This window comes from Streptomyces sp. NPDC096324 (assembly GCF_044763015.1).
In the GTDB taxonomy this organism is placed as follows: Bacteria; Actinomycetota; Actinomycetes; order Streptomycetales; family Streptomycetaceae; genus Streptomyces.
Genome location: NZ_JBIWFK010000033.1, coordinates 1 through 15,504 on the forward strand (window position 1 = coordinate 1; position 15,504 = coordinate 15,504).

The window sequence follows — 15,504 nt, forward strand, 5'->3', positions numbered from 1 at the left end:
CCTCGGCCGGTGGCGGACCGGCTGTGTCTGCAGGGCATCCTGTACGTGCTCCACAACGACATAGCCTGGCAACTACTGCCCCTGGAGCTGGGGTTGGGTTCCGGACAGACCTGCTGGCGGCGTCTGGAGCGGTGGCAGCAGGCTGGGGTCTTCGACCGGCTGCACCGCATTCTGGGATGACCCCTACCGGCGCGACCGGGGCATTCGACCTCTTCGAACTCGCGGACCAGGGCAAACGGATCCTCGGCTGCAACTACGGATCCAGCGTCGGAGAGATCGACATCCCGAAGCTGGCCCGTCTCTAGGTGGCCGGCCGGCTGCCGATCGACGACCTGATCGGCACCATCCGCCCCCTCGGCGAGGCGGCAGCAGCCTTCGACGACCTCAAATCCAACACCGGCGTCCGGACGATCCTGCAGCCCTGAGGAGTCCGATGGCGTGCCGCCCCCGCCCAGCGCCGAGTTCGGGCGCTTTCCCACCGGGGACAAGCTCCCCGCCTGGCTGCGGCACCCCAGCCTCACCGGACTCGAGCCCGCCGCCTTTGACGATCTCGCCGTCCGCTACCGAGCCTGGCGTGCCGGGCACCCGCCGATCTTCCTGCCCGTGAAACGCCCCGACGGCGGCCCCGGCGCCGGCGGCAGACGGCTCTCCGTCTCCGACCAGCTTTTCGTCTTCCTCCTCAAGAGGCGCTGGTCCATGACGAACGCCGTTCTCGCCGAGGCGACCAGCCTGGCCAAGAGCAGAATCGGCGCGACCTTCCAGGAGGTCGCCCCCGTGCTCGCCGCGCTCGGGCACAAGGTCCCGGCTGGCGCCCTCACCGTGACCACGGCACAACAACTCGCCGCGATCGCCGGGCACGACCCCACCCTCCCGTAATCCCCACCAAGATCGACGAGTTATTGATCGGCAGGCCCCTGACCTACACCGGCAGCCCCTTTCCGTTCAGGACACACCAAGACCGCCGCTTTTCGCAGCACCTCGATCGTCTCGGCCTGCTCACGGCTCTGCCGACGCAGCCGACGCAGCTCTTCCCGCTCCGTGCTCGTCAGCTCGCCCGGAGCCCCCTGACCGCGGTCGACCGTGTCCTGCCTGACCCAGTTCCGCAGTCCCTCGGCGCTGACCCCGATCTCCCGGGGCCACCTCGGTGACGGTCCTGCCGGAAGACCGGACCAGCCCGACCGCGTCGCGCTTGAACTCCTCCGTGTACCGCCCGCTGCGGTTGCTCTTGCTTCCCACCTGGCACTATTTCCTCTGGAACCTCACGTCCCCGTCTCCAGGTGTCCACGATCAAGGGGAAGGTTCAGCCGCGACGTCACCCAACGAGCCGACCACACCGAAGAACGCTCCTGCGGCTCTGCCCAGACCGGCGGCCACGACGGAGCCGACTCCGCCTGCCGCGTCGACGCAGCAGGCGGAGACGTCACCACCGCCGTCCACCAATGGCTCGTCGAGACCGGACGCATCAACCCTGACGTCTGCCTCGGCCGGGCGGCCGGGGTGGGTCTGCCTCATGGCGTCATCTGCCTCAGCAGCTCCTCGTGCTCGTCGTCGGACACCTGCTCCCCGGACGCCGGCAGGAGCTGCGGAATGCCGTCCACGATCGGGTAGCGGCGGCGTAGGCGCGGGTTGTAGAGGGCGTCTTCGGGCAGCAGGTGCAAGGGCTCCTTGTCCAGCGGGCAGGCCAGGATCCTCAGCAGCGGGTCGTTGGGCTTCATGGGTGTGTCAACTCCTTGGCGGTGAGGGAGGGTTCAGGAGTGGGGTCGTGCTTCGGCATGGTCAGCAGTACGGTGACCCCGAGCGCCGTTCCCGCCAGCCGCAGGGTGAGCCGCAGCGGGTCGTGCGGCAGGGTCTCGCCGAAGGACAGCGTGCCGAACACCGCGGTGAACAGCGAGGTCACCGTCGTACACACCGGAACCATCAGAGAGGCCCGGCAGCGTTGCAGCGCGGCCTGCGACATGACGAGGCCGAACGCCCCTGTGAAGAGCAGGAGGTACGGGTACGGGGAGCGCACAAGGCAAGCCGGTCCACTGGTCGCACAGCTCGACACGCCCTTGATGGCGAGCGAGCTGACCCCGTACAGCAGGCCCACCGCCACCCCGTACGCCACACCCGTCGTGGGCAGCCGGTGCTGGCGGCGGGCGCGGAGCTCGGTGGCCCGGTACAGCCACACGCTCGCGGCCAGCGAGGGCACGCATACGAGCAGGATCAGCGAGTACGGGGCGGCCCTGCCGACTGGGTCCGATCCCTCCCGCAAGGACAGTACGATCATGAGCAGCGCGGCCAGGATCGCGCCGAGCGCATACCGCTCCCGGCCGGTGGCCTCCTCTCCCAGCAGCCGTGCCGACAGCAGTACGAGCAGCACGAGCCCGGACACGAAAATGCCCTGCGCGACCGCGATCGGCAGCGTGCGGTAGACGACGAGCTGCGCGCCGAACCCGGCCGCCAGCGCCAGGGACCCGCCGATCCACAGTGGGCTGCCGAGCACCCTCCGCAGCAGCGTGACGGGCCTGCGGACGCTCACCTCGGGCAGGGCGGACAGGGCGCGCTTCTCCAGGACGAACCCGGTGCTGTACAGGACGTTCGCCAGCAGGGCCGCGATCACTCCCCACCACATGCGCGCCTCCCTAAGGCCGTCGCGCGTGCAACAGCAGGATCGACGCGAGCGGAGGTCTGGCACAGGCCAGCCGGTCGAGCGGGCGCAGCGGCCTGGGGACGCCGTGGAAGGGGGCGCCGTGCACGCGTACGACCTCGAAGCCGGCCGCCGTCACGAACTCCCGCAGTGCGCGGGCCGTGTAGAGCCGCAGATGCCCTACGACCTCCTTCCCGGGGCGGCCATGGATCGCACGCAGGCTGACCTCGGAAAACACGGGCTGCACGCCGGCAAGCAGCAGGGCGCGGTTGTACCAGGCGGCCAGGTTCGGTGTGGAGAGCATGAGATGGCCTCTGGGGCGCAGGACGCGGCGGATCTCGTCCAGGGCCGAGTCGGGGTCGACGAGGTGCTCGAGCACCTCACTGAACATCACGGCGTCGGCGGACGCGGTCTGCAACGGCAGTCCACCACCGGTGAGTTCACCCCGGACGGCGTACGGCAGCCGGGTGCGGGCACGGCGCAGGGCGTCCTGGGACCAGTCGACACCGATGATGCGGTGACCGGCGAGAAGGGGCTCGGCGGTGGCGGCCGCGGTGCCGTCGCCGCAGCCGATGTCGAGGACCGTCTGGGCGCTCACGGCGGCTGGGCCCAGGGCGTCCGCCAGCAGACGGGCCTGGCGGACGCTGCGCGCCGCGCCGGAGGCGACCGGCACGGCGGGGTCCTCGTAGAAGTCGCGCAGCTCCCCCGGCGGGGGCGTGGTGGTCGTCACGGGGCGGTCACCTCCGTGGTGTGCAGGTAGTGCTCGAACAGGTCGCGGAGATGGGCGCCGTCGCCGGGGCCGAGCAGGGTGCGGGACCAGCGCACGCACAGGTGTAGGCGACCGGCGGTGGAGGCCGTGGTGAAGGTGAGACCGCGGGGCATACGGGCCGGTGCGGAGTACCAGACGGCGTGCGCGCGGCCCGCTTCCTCGCCGAAGTCCATGGGGTAGGGGATGCGGCCGATGTTGCTGAGCAGGGTGGTGGACGTCCAGGGCGCGGCGGCCCTGCGCAGCCCGCGGGTGAGCGCGGCGCGCGCTGCCACCGGAGCCCATGGAGCAGTCAACAGAGATGCTCCGTAGCCGAGTTGGGGGCGGGGGCGGGACTTGAGGGCGCGGGTGCGCAGCGTCGTGCGGTGCAGCAGTCCGGGCAGGTCCGTCGCGTCCAACTCGTTTGGTGTGAAGGGGACTTCGACAAGACGCGTGCCGTTGCCGATGGGCATGTCCGCGTCCCTCGGACGGTCGTCCACGGGCATGGTGATGCGTATCGTCCGGGGGCGGACGCCGTGTTCCCGGTTCCAGTGGGCGATCAGCAGGGCCGTGGCGACCATGAGTTGGTCGTTCACCGTGTAGCGGGAGCCCTTGGGGCGGTGCGGGACGGTCAGTTCGGTGACGATCAGGCCGTTGCCGGGAGAGGTGGCGGGGGTGCCGGGGGCGACACGGGCGGGCGGGCCCCAGGTGGATGGTATGGGCAGGGCATCCCGCTCGGGATCCGAGGTGCGTACGGGGGGTGCGGCGGCCAAGTTGTCCCGGCCGCCGTACAACTCCGCCATCGTGGCCATGACACGCAGGCAGGCCGGACCGTCCAGGGCGGTGTGGTTGACGGTGAGGAGCAGGACCGTACCGTCGTCCCCGGACACGGCCTCCAGGCGGATCGGTGGCGAGGCGGAGAGCGGGGGAACGCAGTCCAGAGCACGCTCCCGGGCGTGCCGGAGGGCGTCCTGCTCCGGCGGCGGGAACCTGATCGCCTCGACGTCCGGTTCCGCCGTCAGCTCCCACTCGTATCGGCGCCGGTACCAGGGGCCGGGCGTCTCGCGCATCAGGGTGCGGGGGTGCCGGTGCAGCGCCTTGCCGAAGGCCTGGCGCAGCCGCGCGGGATCCAGGCGGCCGGGCAGATGGATCTCCATGTGCACGGTCTCCGGCTCCGCGTCCTGGTGACAGTGCCGGGCGACCTCGTCGACGACTGGGAAGGGGATGCGGGACGACGACCGTATCGGCTCCTCCGGCCGATGCTGGAGCGCGGTCATTCGAGGTCACCTCCGTCGGGGGGTCTGGGGCCACGGGCGGAGACGGTCGGTCCGGAGACGACCGGCGGGAGCCCCGGTACTTCCGAGACGACCTCTGACGGATTCTCGGCCAGGGGACCGGACGCGGGTACCCGCAGCGGCAAGGGCGCCGTAGGCGGCTGCGAATTCGGTGGGCCGTGCCCGCCCGTGGGCGGGACTTCCCGGACGCTCACCAGGGCTGCGAACAGCGCCGTCAGCGCGAGCAGTTGGGCCGTGCCGCCGAAAGCGCCGTGCCCGGCGGCGACCGGTTCCCCGGCCCCGGTCGTCGCGGCGATCCCTGCCCCGGCGAGCGCCACGAACGCGACCGGTACCAGCAACGTGTGCCGCCGGTACGCAAGCAATGCCAGCGCCGGCACCAGCAGCGCGAACCAGCCCGAGATCACCACGGCCACCAGCGTCAGCGCCACCGCGCCCAGCCACACGCCGGGCGGCGCCGGCACCGGCTGCGGCTCTTCGGGGTTGGGAGCGCGCCGGCGCCACAGGACCAGGCCCAGCAGGGCAGCGAGCCCCACGCCGCTGCCGATCAGGCCGGCCCCGTAGGTCGTGGTCGGTTCGTACGACAGCTTGACCGTGCCGCCCGACCCGGCCGGGATCTGCCAGCCCTGCTGCCAGCCGTCGAGCCGGATGGGGGTCAGCACCTTGCCGTTCAGGGTGGCCCGCCAACCGTCGTTGTAGTTTTCGTACGTCGTCAGGTACGCGGCCGTGCCCGGCCCGGCCGTTACCGCGCGGCTATCGCCCAGCCAGTCCCGTACGCGCAGCTCGCGTTCCGGATCGGCGGCCTCGGCGGCCGTCCCGCGGGTCAGCGTCACGTCTGTCACGACCAGCGGTCCGGCGTCCCCCGCCTCGACCCGGTGGGTGTCCGGACGCAGTGCCAAAGCCGTTTCGGCGCGGCCTGCCTGACAGAGGGTCACCTCGATGCGCCGACGCTCCACCAGGTCCCGTACCCGCCCCTTCACGGCCGTGTTGTACAACGCGCCGTCCACCGCCAGCAACGGGCCCTTCCCGCACGGCAGCGAGAACGTCCGGGTGGCAGCCGGCTGCGGGGTGCGGTAGCCGGCGAGCGCCGGGATGTAGGCTTCGGTGAGACCGACGGGCAGCTGCAGGTCCTCGGCGGCGACAGGGTTGTACAAGGTCAACGGGGCCACATCGGTGATCGTGACGTCGAGATGGTCCGTGGTGATCGGGTCGAACTGGACCACGCCGTGTTCGTTGACATCGGTGATCGTCGCGCCGTCCGGGGAGCCGATGCTCACCTCGGTGGGGCGGGTCGACAGGCCGCCCGCAGGGGCGAGCACGATCTCGCCGACCGGCTGCTTGCCCTTCCAACTCAGGTGGATCGTGGGGCGGTTGCCCGCGATCCACGCCGTCGTCAGGTCGCCGTCGGTGAGGTTGCGCGCGGACAGTCCTGCGCCCAGGGCCGCGGTGGAGTCCGCGGTCGCTGTGATCCGGTTCTTCTGGTCCGGCGCGACCTGGTACAGCAGTTTGTCCAGCGCCTCGCCCGGTACCGGCACCGCCTTCGCCCGCAACTCGTACGTCCCCGCCGTTCCGGTGGTGAAGACGCGGTGCAGGCCCGCCTCGGTGCCGGTCGCCGACAGGCCGGTCGAGTCGGCCGCGCGGTGCAGGGAGACGATCTCGGAGGTGGCGTCGGAGCCGTCAGCGTCGGTGGGCAGCCGCAGCAGGCGGGTCACCTGGACTCGGGGCAGGGCGATCTCGGAGAAGCCCGCGCCGGTGAGGCCGGAGTGGCGGGCCACCGAGTCGACGATCGTCAGCCGCATCCAATTCGTCGCGCCCGCCGGGGACTCGATCGTCTGCGACATGCCGTCGGGCCGCAGCTGGCTGGTCACCGATCCCTGCTCTGTCGTCACCCGCACCCGGGTCGGGACCGCCCGCACGCTCTCCTGCGGCAACGGCGTCACCTTGACGGACGACGGCATGTCGTACAACTCGTCGAAGCCGATGCGCAGCCACTGCCCGTTCGCCGAATCGGGCGCGCCCTCTGTCCAGGCCGTGTCCGGGTTGCCGTCGAAGGCGTTCACCGGGTCGTACTGGGGGAGGTGGAAGAGCCAGTTGCCACTGGAGGACGCCGTCACCGAGCGGGCGCCGCGCAGTTGGGCCACGGTCTGGTGGGCGATGCCCGTGACGGGCAGGATCTGGCGCGGTTCGGCGCTCGCGTCCTGCACGGCGTCCGGCGCGTTCCGCTCGTCGCGGGTGTACGTGTAAGAGGTGTTGGCGTCGACCAGCCCGAACCGGGTGTCAGCGCGGCGCAGTCCGTCTCCGACCACTTGGAGGCCGGGGAAGCGGAGCCCGGGGTGGTTGTCGCCGGTGAGCACGGTCGGCCGGTTCCGCAGCCACGACGCCAGCGGTAGCAGCGCCTCGGGGCCGCCGGAGACGACGGCCGTGTCCGCGGTCGACAGCAGGCGAGCCCGGCCGGGGCGCCGGATGCCCTCGCTCACCGGCCCGTAGATCTCCACCGCCCGCTGCCGCGGGTACAGACCCTCCACCTGGAGCGGAGTGCCGTGAACGATCCGACCGCCGGTCATGAGCGGCCCGTAGCCGGCCACCCGCTGGTAGCCGGACTGCTCCAGGGTGCGCTTGACGGTCGAGGTCGGGATGTATCCGACCTGGTCGGGGTCCAGGTCGTTGCGGACGACGACGTAGTGAATCCCGGCGCGACTCAAGTAGTCGGCGAGGCCCGGGACTTCGCCCCCGCTCGTCAGCGCCTGTTCGACCGCGTCCATCGCCCGCCGGTTGCCCGGGGTGCCGAAGGGAACGAAGTCCCGCTGCGCCCAACGGTTGCCGGCCAGGACGTCGAGGGGCTGGTCGATGGGAGAGCCCCAGGTGTAGATGCCGTGCGCGGTGGCCGGGACGACCAGGGCGCGGGAGCCGGATGAGTACTTCTCCAGCCAGTCGGCCGTGGTCTGCCAGTACTTGGGCAACTCCTGGAACGAACCCGGATTCAGGATCGAGCCGTTGAGGTACGGCCACAGCAGACCCGGCAGCACCAGGACCGCCGCGACCAGCGGAGCGAAGCGGCGCCCGCGCACCGGATGGGTCCCGCGCGACTCGGCGGCAACGCCCGTCAGGTGGGTCAGGCCGAGGACGAGCGCCAGGGCGAACCCCGTCTGGAACTTGTAAATGTTGCGGAAGGGCGCCAGGGGGCCGTTCAGCCACTCCTGTACGACCCCGTGGAAGGGGGCCCCGGACGCGCCACCGTACCCGGCGAGCGTGATCAGCCCGGTCGTGAGCACCGTCAGCACGAGCCAGCGGCGCTCCGGCACGTCGCGTCTGGCCAGTCCGGCCAGCCCCAGCCCGGCGGCCAGCGCCGAACAGACGATCACCACGACGGAGCAGGCCACGGCCCAGCCCGCGGGCAGCCAGGCCTCGCCGAAGTGCAGATAGGCGACCCAGTTCCCGCCGCCGCGGAGCGCTTCCGTGGCGGACATGGTCTCCGTCGTCGCCTGCGAGGTTTCCACGTAGGGGAGGAAATTTTCCCCGTAGGCCCCGAGCAGCAGCAGCGGGATCCACCACCATGCCGTTGCCACGACCACCCCGGGTACCCACCAGGCAATCAGCTTCCGCTGCCGCGGTCCCGGCGGACGGGAGAGCAGGTACAGCCCTGCCGGGAGCAGCGAGGCCAGGGTCGCCGTCGCGTTGACGCCGCCCATGCAGGGCACGAGCAGTGCCGAGCGCAGGGCCGCGACACGGGCGGTGTACCGCTCGTCGGTCAGCGGCAACAGCACCCAGGGCAGGACGGCACCGGGCAGCGCGGCCGCCGAGGTCGAACCGACGACGACCGTGAACACCGGCCACAGCGCGTACGCGACCGCCCCGAGCAGCTGGGACGAGGGCTTCCCGACGCCCAGCCGCTCGGCCAGCCGCAGCGCACCCCAGAAGGCCACCGACACGACAAGCGCCAGCCAGAGCCGCTCCGCGAGCCACACCGGCAGCCCAACTGTGTGGCACAGCCAGTGGAACGGCAGCATCGGCCACAGATAGCCGACGTACTGGTCCTGGAGCCCGCCGAAGGAACCCTGGTCGTGCCACAGCCAGCCCAGTTCGGCCAGGGACCGGCCCGGGTCGACGGTGACGCCCAGCTTGGTGTCGAAGGTCTGTCGGCCGGGGTTCACCGCGAGGAACAGCGCGAACATCACGGCCCAGAATCCCAGCAGCCAGCGTCGCGACCGCGGGTCCTGCGGCGGGCCGGCGGTGGCCGCGGTGATGGGGACGGCTGTGGGGGGAGGGACCTGGACCGTCGTGGTCATGGGGTGCACCGCCGGAGGATGAGGAGGAGGTTCCAGGTGGCCAGCTCGCGGAAACCGGGCGTCTTCACGACGGTTTCCGCGAGGAACGGCCAGTAGCGGGAGCGTGCCGAGACGACCGTGACGTCGTCGCGGGCGCGGACCTGACGCAGGGTGGTTCCGATGTGTACCGCGAACAGGTTCTCGCCCAGGGTGTGCTTGGCCGGCCGTCCGGTACGGCTCCGGTAGCGGGCACGGGCCCTTTCGGCGCCGAGATAGTGCCAGGGCGCCCACTCGTGACCGCCCCACGGAGACAGCCAGTTGGTGAACGATACGTAGATCAGCCCGCCCGGCCGGGTCACCCGCGCCAGCTCGCTGAGAAACGTCTGCGGATCCGCCACGTGTTCGAGAACGTTGGACGAGAACGCCACATCGGCGACCCCGTCGGACAGCGGCAGCAGATAGCCGTCGGCGATCACCGTGCACTCGGGGGGCCCGGGGCCCAGCTCTCGTACGTCAGGCTCGAACAGATGGGCCTGCGCCCCACGCCTGCGGAACTCCTCGGTGAAGTATCCGCTGCCGCCACCGACGTCCACCACCGTGCGTCCCGCGACCGGGCCGCCGTACGCCTCCACCTGGTCGGCGGCGTCCCGGGCGAGGAGCGCGTAGCAGGACTCCGGGTCGTCCTGCTCGTGCAGGAAGGCGCGGAAGAGGGCGAGGGAGCGCCGTATCGACGGGTCCTTGAGACCGGTGCCGGTCATGGCGCCCAGCCCCGCACCGCCTCGGCCGCCACCGCGCCGAACTGGCGTACCGTTCGGTGCCAGCTGTAGCACGCGGCGCGGTCGCGGGCTGCCTTGCCCATCAGCTTCCGGCGGTGCGCGGACAGGGCGAGGGTGCACCAGGCCGCCGCGAAAGACGACTCGCCGCGCGCCAGCACACCGGTCTCGCCGTCCACCACGGAGTCCCTCAGGCCGGGCACGTCGAAAGCGACCGCAGGCGTCTCCCGCGCCGCCGCCTCGGTCACCACCAGGCCCCAGCCCTCCACGGCCGAGGGATGCACCAGCAGCCAGGCCGCGCACAGCAGCCGGTGTTTCTCGACCTCGGAGACATGGCCAGTGAACTCCACTCCGGGACCGGCGAGTTGTTCCAGCCGCTCCCGCTCCGGCCCGTCGCCGACGATCAGCAGCCGGCCGCCGGTGACCGGCCGCACCCGCTCCCACAGCCTGAGCAGCAGATCGATCCGCTTGTACTCGACCAGCCGCCCCACCGCCACGAACAGCGGCTCGGGAGACAGCTCGGTTCTCGGGCCGGGCTCCTCCACACCGTTGTGGACGACGCGGATGCGGTCCCGTTGCACTCCGATCGCGTGCAGGGCGTGGGCCGTCGACGGAGAGACGGCGACTATCAGGTTCTGCTGCCGGACACCGGTCAGTGCCCATTGCTCCAGGCTCCGGCCGATCCGCGCGGCCGGCGCCAGCGGCCCGCTCAGCCGCATCCGCCACAGGTCGGTGTGGACGTGGTTGACCAGGCACAGGGTGGGGCCGTGATGCCACATGGCGGCGAAGTACGGCATACCGTTGCACACCTCGACCAGCAGGTCACAGTCGCCGACCTGGCGGGCGAAGGCGGAGCGGGCGCGCAGGAAGTGGGCGTAGGTGCCGCCCGCCGACACGACCCGGTAGTCCCGCAGGGACGCGGGGCCACCGCACAGTAGGGTGACCTGGTGGCCGATGCGAGTCAGCCCGTCCGCGAGCTGGTCGACGAGGAGTTCGGAACCGCCGGCGGAGGGGTTGTCCAGGTCCCGGTGGGCGAGGAAGACGATCCGGCGGGGATCCGGGGGAAGGTGCGGCGTGCCCGGGGACGACGCGTCGCATAGCGAGGACGGCACATGCCGGGGCATCGGCGCTCCAACTCGTTTAGGGGAAGTACTGAGTGCGGGGAAGGCGGGGTGTGTGGGGTGTGTGGGGTGCGATCTGGGGAAGGGGTGACAGCTTCGGCCCAGCTGTTCCCGACTGCTACTCACTCCGGTGACAAGTTCGAGGTTTGTTGGTTCCGGTGAGACGTCACAGCATTGGTGCGGAATGGGATGTTCCGGATGATTCCGAGCGCTTGAGCCCTCGAATCGCCAAGGCGCTCCCTACCCCCGCCAGGGCGAACCCGGCCGCACCGAAACCGACCGGCAGGACTTCGCTCACGAGGCGCAGTTGGCCGCTCTCCTTCCTCGCCTGCCGCACTGAGTCCTGCTGCGTAGTGGTGGTGGAATCCAGCTTTTGGCTGTCCAGCAGCACCATTTCGTCCTGCTTCGAACCCGGCGTGCGCAGCGTCATCCGCGGCGCCACCTTGGCGTATATCATCCGGCCGGTGCGCTGGTCGGCGATCAGTTCGATGCCGTGGTTGGAGTACCACTCCTCGGCCAGCACCTCTGGCCGCTCCGGCAGGCCGACGATGCTTCCGGGCACGAGCCGGGTGCCGACTTTCGTGGGGGCCACCGTCGCGGTGAACCGGAGACCGTCGTACCCCTGGACTTTCTTGATGCCCGAGTAGTGCAAGGTGACCGTGGAGCCGAGGGAGCCGTCCCACCATTGGTACGAGTGTTTGCGCACGTCGAAGGGGAACTTCAGGTTGACGTCGCCCTCGTGGTACGGGTGCTCCTTGCAGCAGTGCACCGGCTTGTTGGTCGTGCGGTCGGTGACCCAGCGGTTCTGGGAGAAGTCCAGCGCGTCATGGGGATCGGAGGCCGGCAGTGTCCGGTCCGTGTCGATGCTCGACGTCATGTCCCACACCGCCCGCCCGCTGCGCTCGCTGGCCTCGATGTCCCCGCGTACCCGCGTGGTGATCGTGATCCGGCTGTCGTGCACGGTTTTGATCTGCCCGGTGTCGAAATAGCTGCCCCTTCCGGTGAGGACGGAGGTGGTGTCGAGGGCGATCGGAGTCACGGCGGCACGCGGTGCGACGTACCACGCCATCAGGGGCGCCAGCACCAGCAGAAAGGTGCCGAGACCCAGTGTGATCAGGGAAAAGGGTGAGACTGTGCGGCGCATCCGGCACTCCAGGTCCGAGTCAGGAACGGTGCACGTGCGATCTTGGCGCGAAACCGTAGGGGCCCCTTGACTGGAATGTCAATGCTGGCCGACACTGGGCCCGCGGGGTATGGAGTGGGATGCCGGGTGGGGCCGTCTCCGGCGATTTTCTCCGGGGGCTGACTCGTACAGAGAGGCTGACCCTGCAATGTCCAGACTGCTCGCCGCCGCGCTGACCGTCGTGGTAGCTGCGGCTCTCGCCGTTGGCGCCGCGCTCGGCGTCGTCGCGCTGCTCGACGCCCGGCCCGACCAGCCGAACACCCCCTTGATCACGTATGAGCAAGCCGGTCAGGGGAGTTGAACCGGTGCCCGCCCGCTCCGCCTGGCAGGACGTGCCCCGCCTCCAGGTTCAGCGGTTCGCCGCGATCGCGATGGCGGAGGCGCCCGCGTTGGCCGAGGAGATCCTGCGCGAGGTCCGCCGCGAGTACCCCACCCTGCCCGTCGTCCTCGACGAGAGCGGTGAATCGACTGCGCTCATCGGCATCCGCCGAGCCGTCGAGGCCTTCGTCCAACACCTGGAGGGCTGTGACCAGTCGATGGAGCGCCCGACGGTGCCGTCCGGAGTGTTCAAGGAGTTCGGCCGTGGCGAGGGGCTGGGCGGCCGCAGTCTCGACACCCTCCAGGCGATATACCGCATGGGCGTACGGCTGGCCTGGCACCGGTTCGCCGAGATCGGCCAGCGCGTCGAGATCCCGCCCCCCGCGATGTACGCATTGGTCGACGCGGGATACGAGTACCTGGACGGCCTGGTCGAACAGTCAGTACGCGGCTACGCCGAGGCTGCAGCCCGCCAGGCCGGGGAGCGCCTGCGCCTGCAGCGCCGGCTGATGGAGCTGCTCCTCGTCGAGCGCCACCGCGGCGATCCGGCCGAGGCGCTGGCCGAGCGGGCCGCCCGGATCGGCTGGCCGCTGCCCGGGAAGGTTGCTGTGGGCGTGCTGCTGCGCCCGGCGCGGGAGGCGATGGCGCCGGCGGTGGGGCAGGGGGTGCTGCTCGACATGGAGTGCGAGCAGCCGCTGATGGTCGTCCCCGACCCGGATGCCGCCGGCCGCCGCGAGCTGCTGCACCGGGCGCTGGCCGGCTGGGCCGGGGCGATCGGCCCGTCGGTGCCACCGGCCGACGCCTACAAGTCGCTGCGCTGGGCCGAGGCGGCCGTACGCCTCGTGGAGCGGGGGCTGCTTCCCGAGAATGAGGTACTGCACTGCACGGAGCACACGCAGGCCCTGGTGCTGCTCCAGCCCGAAGAGCTGATCGACGACCTGGCCTTGCACTGCCTGGCACCGCTGGCCCGCTGCGGTCCCGCGCATGGCAGGAAGCTCGCGGAAACGGTACTGGCGTGGCTGGAGACCCGCGGAGGGGCCCCGGAGCTGGCCGCGCGGCTCGGCGTCCACCCCCAGACCGTGCGCTATCGCCTCCGCCAGATCCGCGAGCTGTGGGGCGACTGGATCGACGACCCGGAGCACCGCTTCGAACTGGAACTGGTGTTGCGGGCACAGCGGTTGCGCGGCCAGTTGGGCGACCAGAAGGCGCACCCGTAGGGGCCCCAAAGGAGCGTGCGACCGCACAGCCATGACCGGCCTGCGCAATGACTGCCCGCGCAATCCTCCATGATCCACTGGAGCAGCTCGCCGCCGAGTTGTCGCCACGAAGGCCCGGCCGCACCGGCTGCGTCGTGTACGCGGCCGACAGCAAGAGCCCGCTGGACTTCCTGCCCTACCGGGATGGTAAGCCGCTGCCGGGCGGCCTCAAGCTCGGCATCAACCCGGGCCCGGTGAAGTGGGAGGGTACCCAGAGTGTGCTGTGGGGTGAGGGCATCCGCGAACAGTTCGAGGCCCCGGAGCTCAACCTTGCCCGGTACATCAAGGACGGCACCGTCACCGACCAGGACACCGGGGAGTAGGTAGACCGTGATGAGTGTGTTCGGGGACGGCCTGGACGCTGCGGCGCAGAAGGCGTTCACCCGCCCGGCGCCCAAGAGCGCGGGCGCGCAGCTGCGGTATCCGGTCAAGCAACTGGGCGGCACCAAGCCGGTCGCCCAGATGCTGCGCATCTCGCAGCGCACTGTCGAGCGGCGGCGGCGCGGTCCTCGGCGGACAGGTTGTCGCGGACCCCCAGGAGATGACCACGTCGGGGTCATCGAGCTTCGGTGTCATCACGGCGGCGCCAACGAACGGGGTGGTGTCGGGCAACCGCATCGCCAGACGCTGTGCCCAGACCAGCTCGGAGCGGCCCCACGCCATGCCGGTGCGGGCGGCGTCGAAGAGGAGGATGGTGGGCCTGGTGTTGGCCTGCCGGAGCTTCTGGTCGTTTTCCAGGACGGCCAGCACTTCGTTCTCCACGTCCATCATGTGCGGGCCCGGCTCTGCGCCCCAGAAGCCGCCGGTGACGATGATCCGCGATCCGTCCATGAGGTCGGCCGCCTGGTAGACCCCGACGTGGATGAGGAGGCCCTTACGGGCCGACCAGGGCTGGTCCACGGTGGTCACCGCGGTGCCGTAGTTCTGGCTGCGCACCCGGTGGACGGTCTCTTCGACCACCTTGGCCCGTACGGCCTCCTTGATCACGAGGGGCTGGGAGTCGGTCCTGAGTTCCACGAGGACCGGCGGGGTGATGCCGGCGAGCGCGGTCTGGAGTTCGTCGCGCAGGTCCTGCAGGCCGTCCAGGCGGCGGGCCTTGACTTCGATGGCGAGATTCATCTCGCGCAGCATTAGGTCCGGCTCGGTGGCGCCGTTGCGTCGGCCGAAGTCGAAGGGGATCCCGGCGCGGGCGAGCTTGGCACCGGCGACCATCTCCGCCCGCGGGATCAGCAGGTCGTCGGTGGTGGCGGACTTGTGGAAGTCGTGACGTACTCCGGCGAGCCGCTCGGGCTTCGCCTTCTCCAGTGCCTCGATGAGGTTCTCGAAGGCCGTGATGGTGACGGAGGCGACGCTGTCGGGGGCGCCGATCCCGCTGGCCAGATCGAAGTAGTCTCGCAGCGGGTGCTCCTGCGGGGCCTTGCCCATCCAGTCCGGCAGGAAGGGAAAAACGTGCTCACGTGAAGTCCCTGAGGGTTGCCCCGGGCGGAGGATGGGGTCACGCCTGTGGCAACGGCCAGCGTACGCGCGGGCGGGAACGGGGCGCAGCGGGGATTCTGGAGGAGCTGCGCTTCGCGTACACGAACACAGAGTTCGATCTTTAGGGGCAGTCCTCGAACGGGCCTTGACCCAAGGCCGGGTAGTTGACGTTTTCGCAGGTCACGCAAGCCAGTTGAAGGATTTCCGACGCAGAGCAACGGAGGCCGTGAGCGAACCGGCGCCGCAGGCTCCCGCGTACGAGCCCTCGTTGGTACAAGCAGTCGTCCAGGACAGCTTGTACTTGAGGAGCTCCGTTGCCGTTTCATCATGTTCAGCAGGATGCCGGCGACGGCGGCGACCATGCCGCTGAGGGCGTACACCGCGAGCAGGTACTTGTTGAGGTTGATGCCGGCGAGGCGGGCGGCGGTGTCATTGCCTCCCACGGC

The 15,504-nt window shown here is 70.5% G+C and carries 13 protein-coding genes and 3 pseudogenes; 7 read left to right on the top strand and 9 right to left on the bottom strand.

What is annotated here, in order from left to right; all coding sequences use genetic code 11:
- From ACIQ7M_RS40550 to ACIQ7M_RS40560, 3 genes and pseudogenes are all read left to right on the top strand, one after another.
- The coding region (locus tag ACIQ7M_RS40550) for a transposase (protein WP_403654083.1) at positions 1-180 on the top strand (180 nt) is incomplete at its 5' end.
- Positions 177-305 (top strand): hypothetical protein, encoded by a 129-nt coding sequence (locus tag ACIQ7M_RS40555; RefSeq protein ID WP_403654086.1) that lies wholly within the window; start codon positions 177-179, stop codon positions 303-305. The genes ACIQ7M_RS40550 and ACIQ7M_RS40555, both read left to right, overlap by 4 nt.
- A 142-nt stretch (positions 306-447) precedes the next feature.
- Positions 448-876 (top strand): annotated as a pseudogene (locus ACIQ7M_RS40560) (ISAzo13 family transposase); the annotation flags it as partial.
- 632 nt (positions 877-1,508) lie between these two features.
- Here the strand turns inward: ACIQ7M_RS40560 and ACIQ7M_RS40565 are convergent.
- From ACIQ7M_RS40565 to ACIQ7M_RS40600, 8 genes are all read right to left on the bottom strand, one after another.
- A complete protein-coding gene (locus ACIQ7M_RS40565) occupies positions 1,509-1,715 on the bottom strand; it encodes a Trm112 family protein (RefSeq protein ID WP_403654089.1) in 207 nt (68 codons plus the stop codon).
- The gene (locus ACIQ7M_RS40570; protein WP_403654116.1) at positions 1,712-2,602 is read right to left on the bottom strand and encodes a DMT family transporter; all 891 of its coding nucleotides are present in this window, start codon (positions 2,600-2,602) and stop codon (positions 1,712-1,714) included. The genes ACIQ7M_RS40565 and ACIQ7M_RS40570 overlap by 4 nt, the downstream gene beginning before the upstream one ends.
- Before the next feature lie 22 nt (positions 2,603-2,624).
- Positions 2,625-3,359 carry a class I SAM-dependent methyltransferase gene (locus ACIQ7M_RS40575; protein WP_403654092.1) on the bottom strand — a complete coding sequence of 245 codons (735 nt, stop codon included), beginning with the start codon at positions 3,357-3,359 and terminating at the stop codon, positions 2,625-2,627.
- Positions 3,356-4,651: a condensation protein gene (locus ACIQ7M_RS40580; protein ID WP_403654095.1), complete on the bottom strand. Its 1,296-nt coding sequence runs from the start codon at positions 4,649-4,651 to the stop codon at positions 3,356-3,358. Before ACIQ7M_RS40580 ends, ACIQ7M_RS40575 begins: the two co-directional genes overlap by 4 nt.
- Positions 4,648-8,952 (bottom strand): alpha-(1->3)-arabinofuranosyltransferase, encoded by a 4,305-nt coding sequence (locus ACIQ7M_RS40585; protein WP_403654098.1) that lies wholly within the window; start codon positions 8,950-8,952, stop codon positions 4,648-4,650. Before ACIQ7M_RS40585 ends, ACIQ7M_RS40580 begins: the two co-directional genes overlap by 4 nt.
- Complete coding sequence (locus tag ACIQ7M_RS40590; protein WP_403654101.1) at positions 8,949-9,689, bottom strand: class I SAM-dependent methyltransferase; 741 nt, start codon at positions 9,687-9,689, stop codon at positions 8,949-8,951. The genes ACIQ7M_RS40585 and ACIQ7M_RS40590 overlap by 4 nt, the downstream gene beginning before the upstream one ends.
- Positions 9,686-10,828, bottom strand: a complete 1,143-nt coding sequence (locus tag ACIQ7M_RS40595; RefSeq protein ID WP_403654104.1) for a glycosyltransferase family 4 protein — start codon at positions 10,826-10,828, stop codon at positions 9,686-9,688. The genes ACIQ7M_RS40590 and ACIQ7M_RS40595 overlap by 4 nt, the downstream gene beginning before the upstream one ends.
- A 163-nt stretch (positions 10,829-10,991) precedes the next feature.
- Positions 10,992-11,969: a DUF3068 domain-containing protein gene (locus ACIQ7M_RS40600; protein WP_403654107.1), complete on the bottom strand. Its 978-nt coding sequence runs from the start codon at positions 11,967-11,969 to the stop codon at positions 10,992-10,994.
- 187 nt (positions 11,970-12,156) lie between these two features.
- Between ACIQ7M_RS40600 and ACIQ7M_RS40605 the strand changes: the two genes are divergently transcribed.
- The 4 genes and pseudogenes from ACIQ7M_RS40605 to ACIQ7M_RS40620 all read left to right on the top strand — a co-directional run.
- Positions 12,157-12,309, top strand: coding sequence for a hypothetical protein (locus ACIQ7M_RS40605; RefSeq protein WP_403654110.1), 153 nt, complete (start codon positions 12,157-12,159; stop codon positions 12,307-12,309).
- Complete coding sequence (locus tag ACIQ7M_RS40610; RefSeq protein WP_403654113.1) at positions 12,284-13,543, top strand: helix-turn-helix domain-containing protein; 1,260 nt, start codon at positions 12,284-12,286, stop codon at positions 13,541-13,543. The genes ACIQ7M_RS40605 and ACIQ7M_RS40610 overlap by 26 nt, the downstream gene beginning before the upstream one ends.
- Before the next feature lie 128 nt (positions 13,544-13,671).
- A pseudogene (locus tag ACIQ7M_RS40615) lies at positions 13,672-13,905 on the top strand (transcriptional regulator); the annotation flags it as partial.
- 10 nt (positions 13,906-13,915) lie between these two features.
- Positions 13,916-14,089 (top strand): annotated as a pseudogene (locus tag ACIQ7M_RS40620) (XRE family transcriptional regulator); the annotation flags it as partial.
- 719 nt (positions 14,090-14,808) lie between these two features.
- On the opposite strand, the gene ACIQ7M_RS40625 reads toward ACIQ7M_RS40620, so the two are convergent.
- Positions 14,809-15,501, bottom strand: coding sequence for a hypothetical protein (locus ACIQ7M_RS40625; RefSeq protein WP_403654122.1), 693 nt, complete (start codon positions 15,499-15,501; stop codon positions 14,809-14,811).
- Positions 15,502-15,504: the final 3 nt, after the last annotated feature.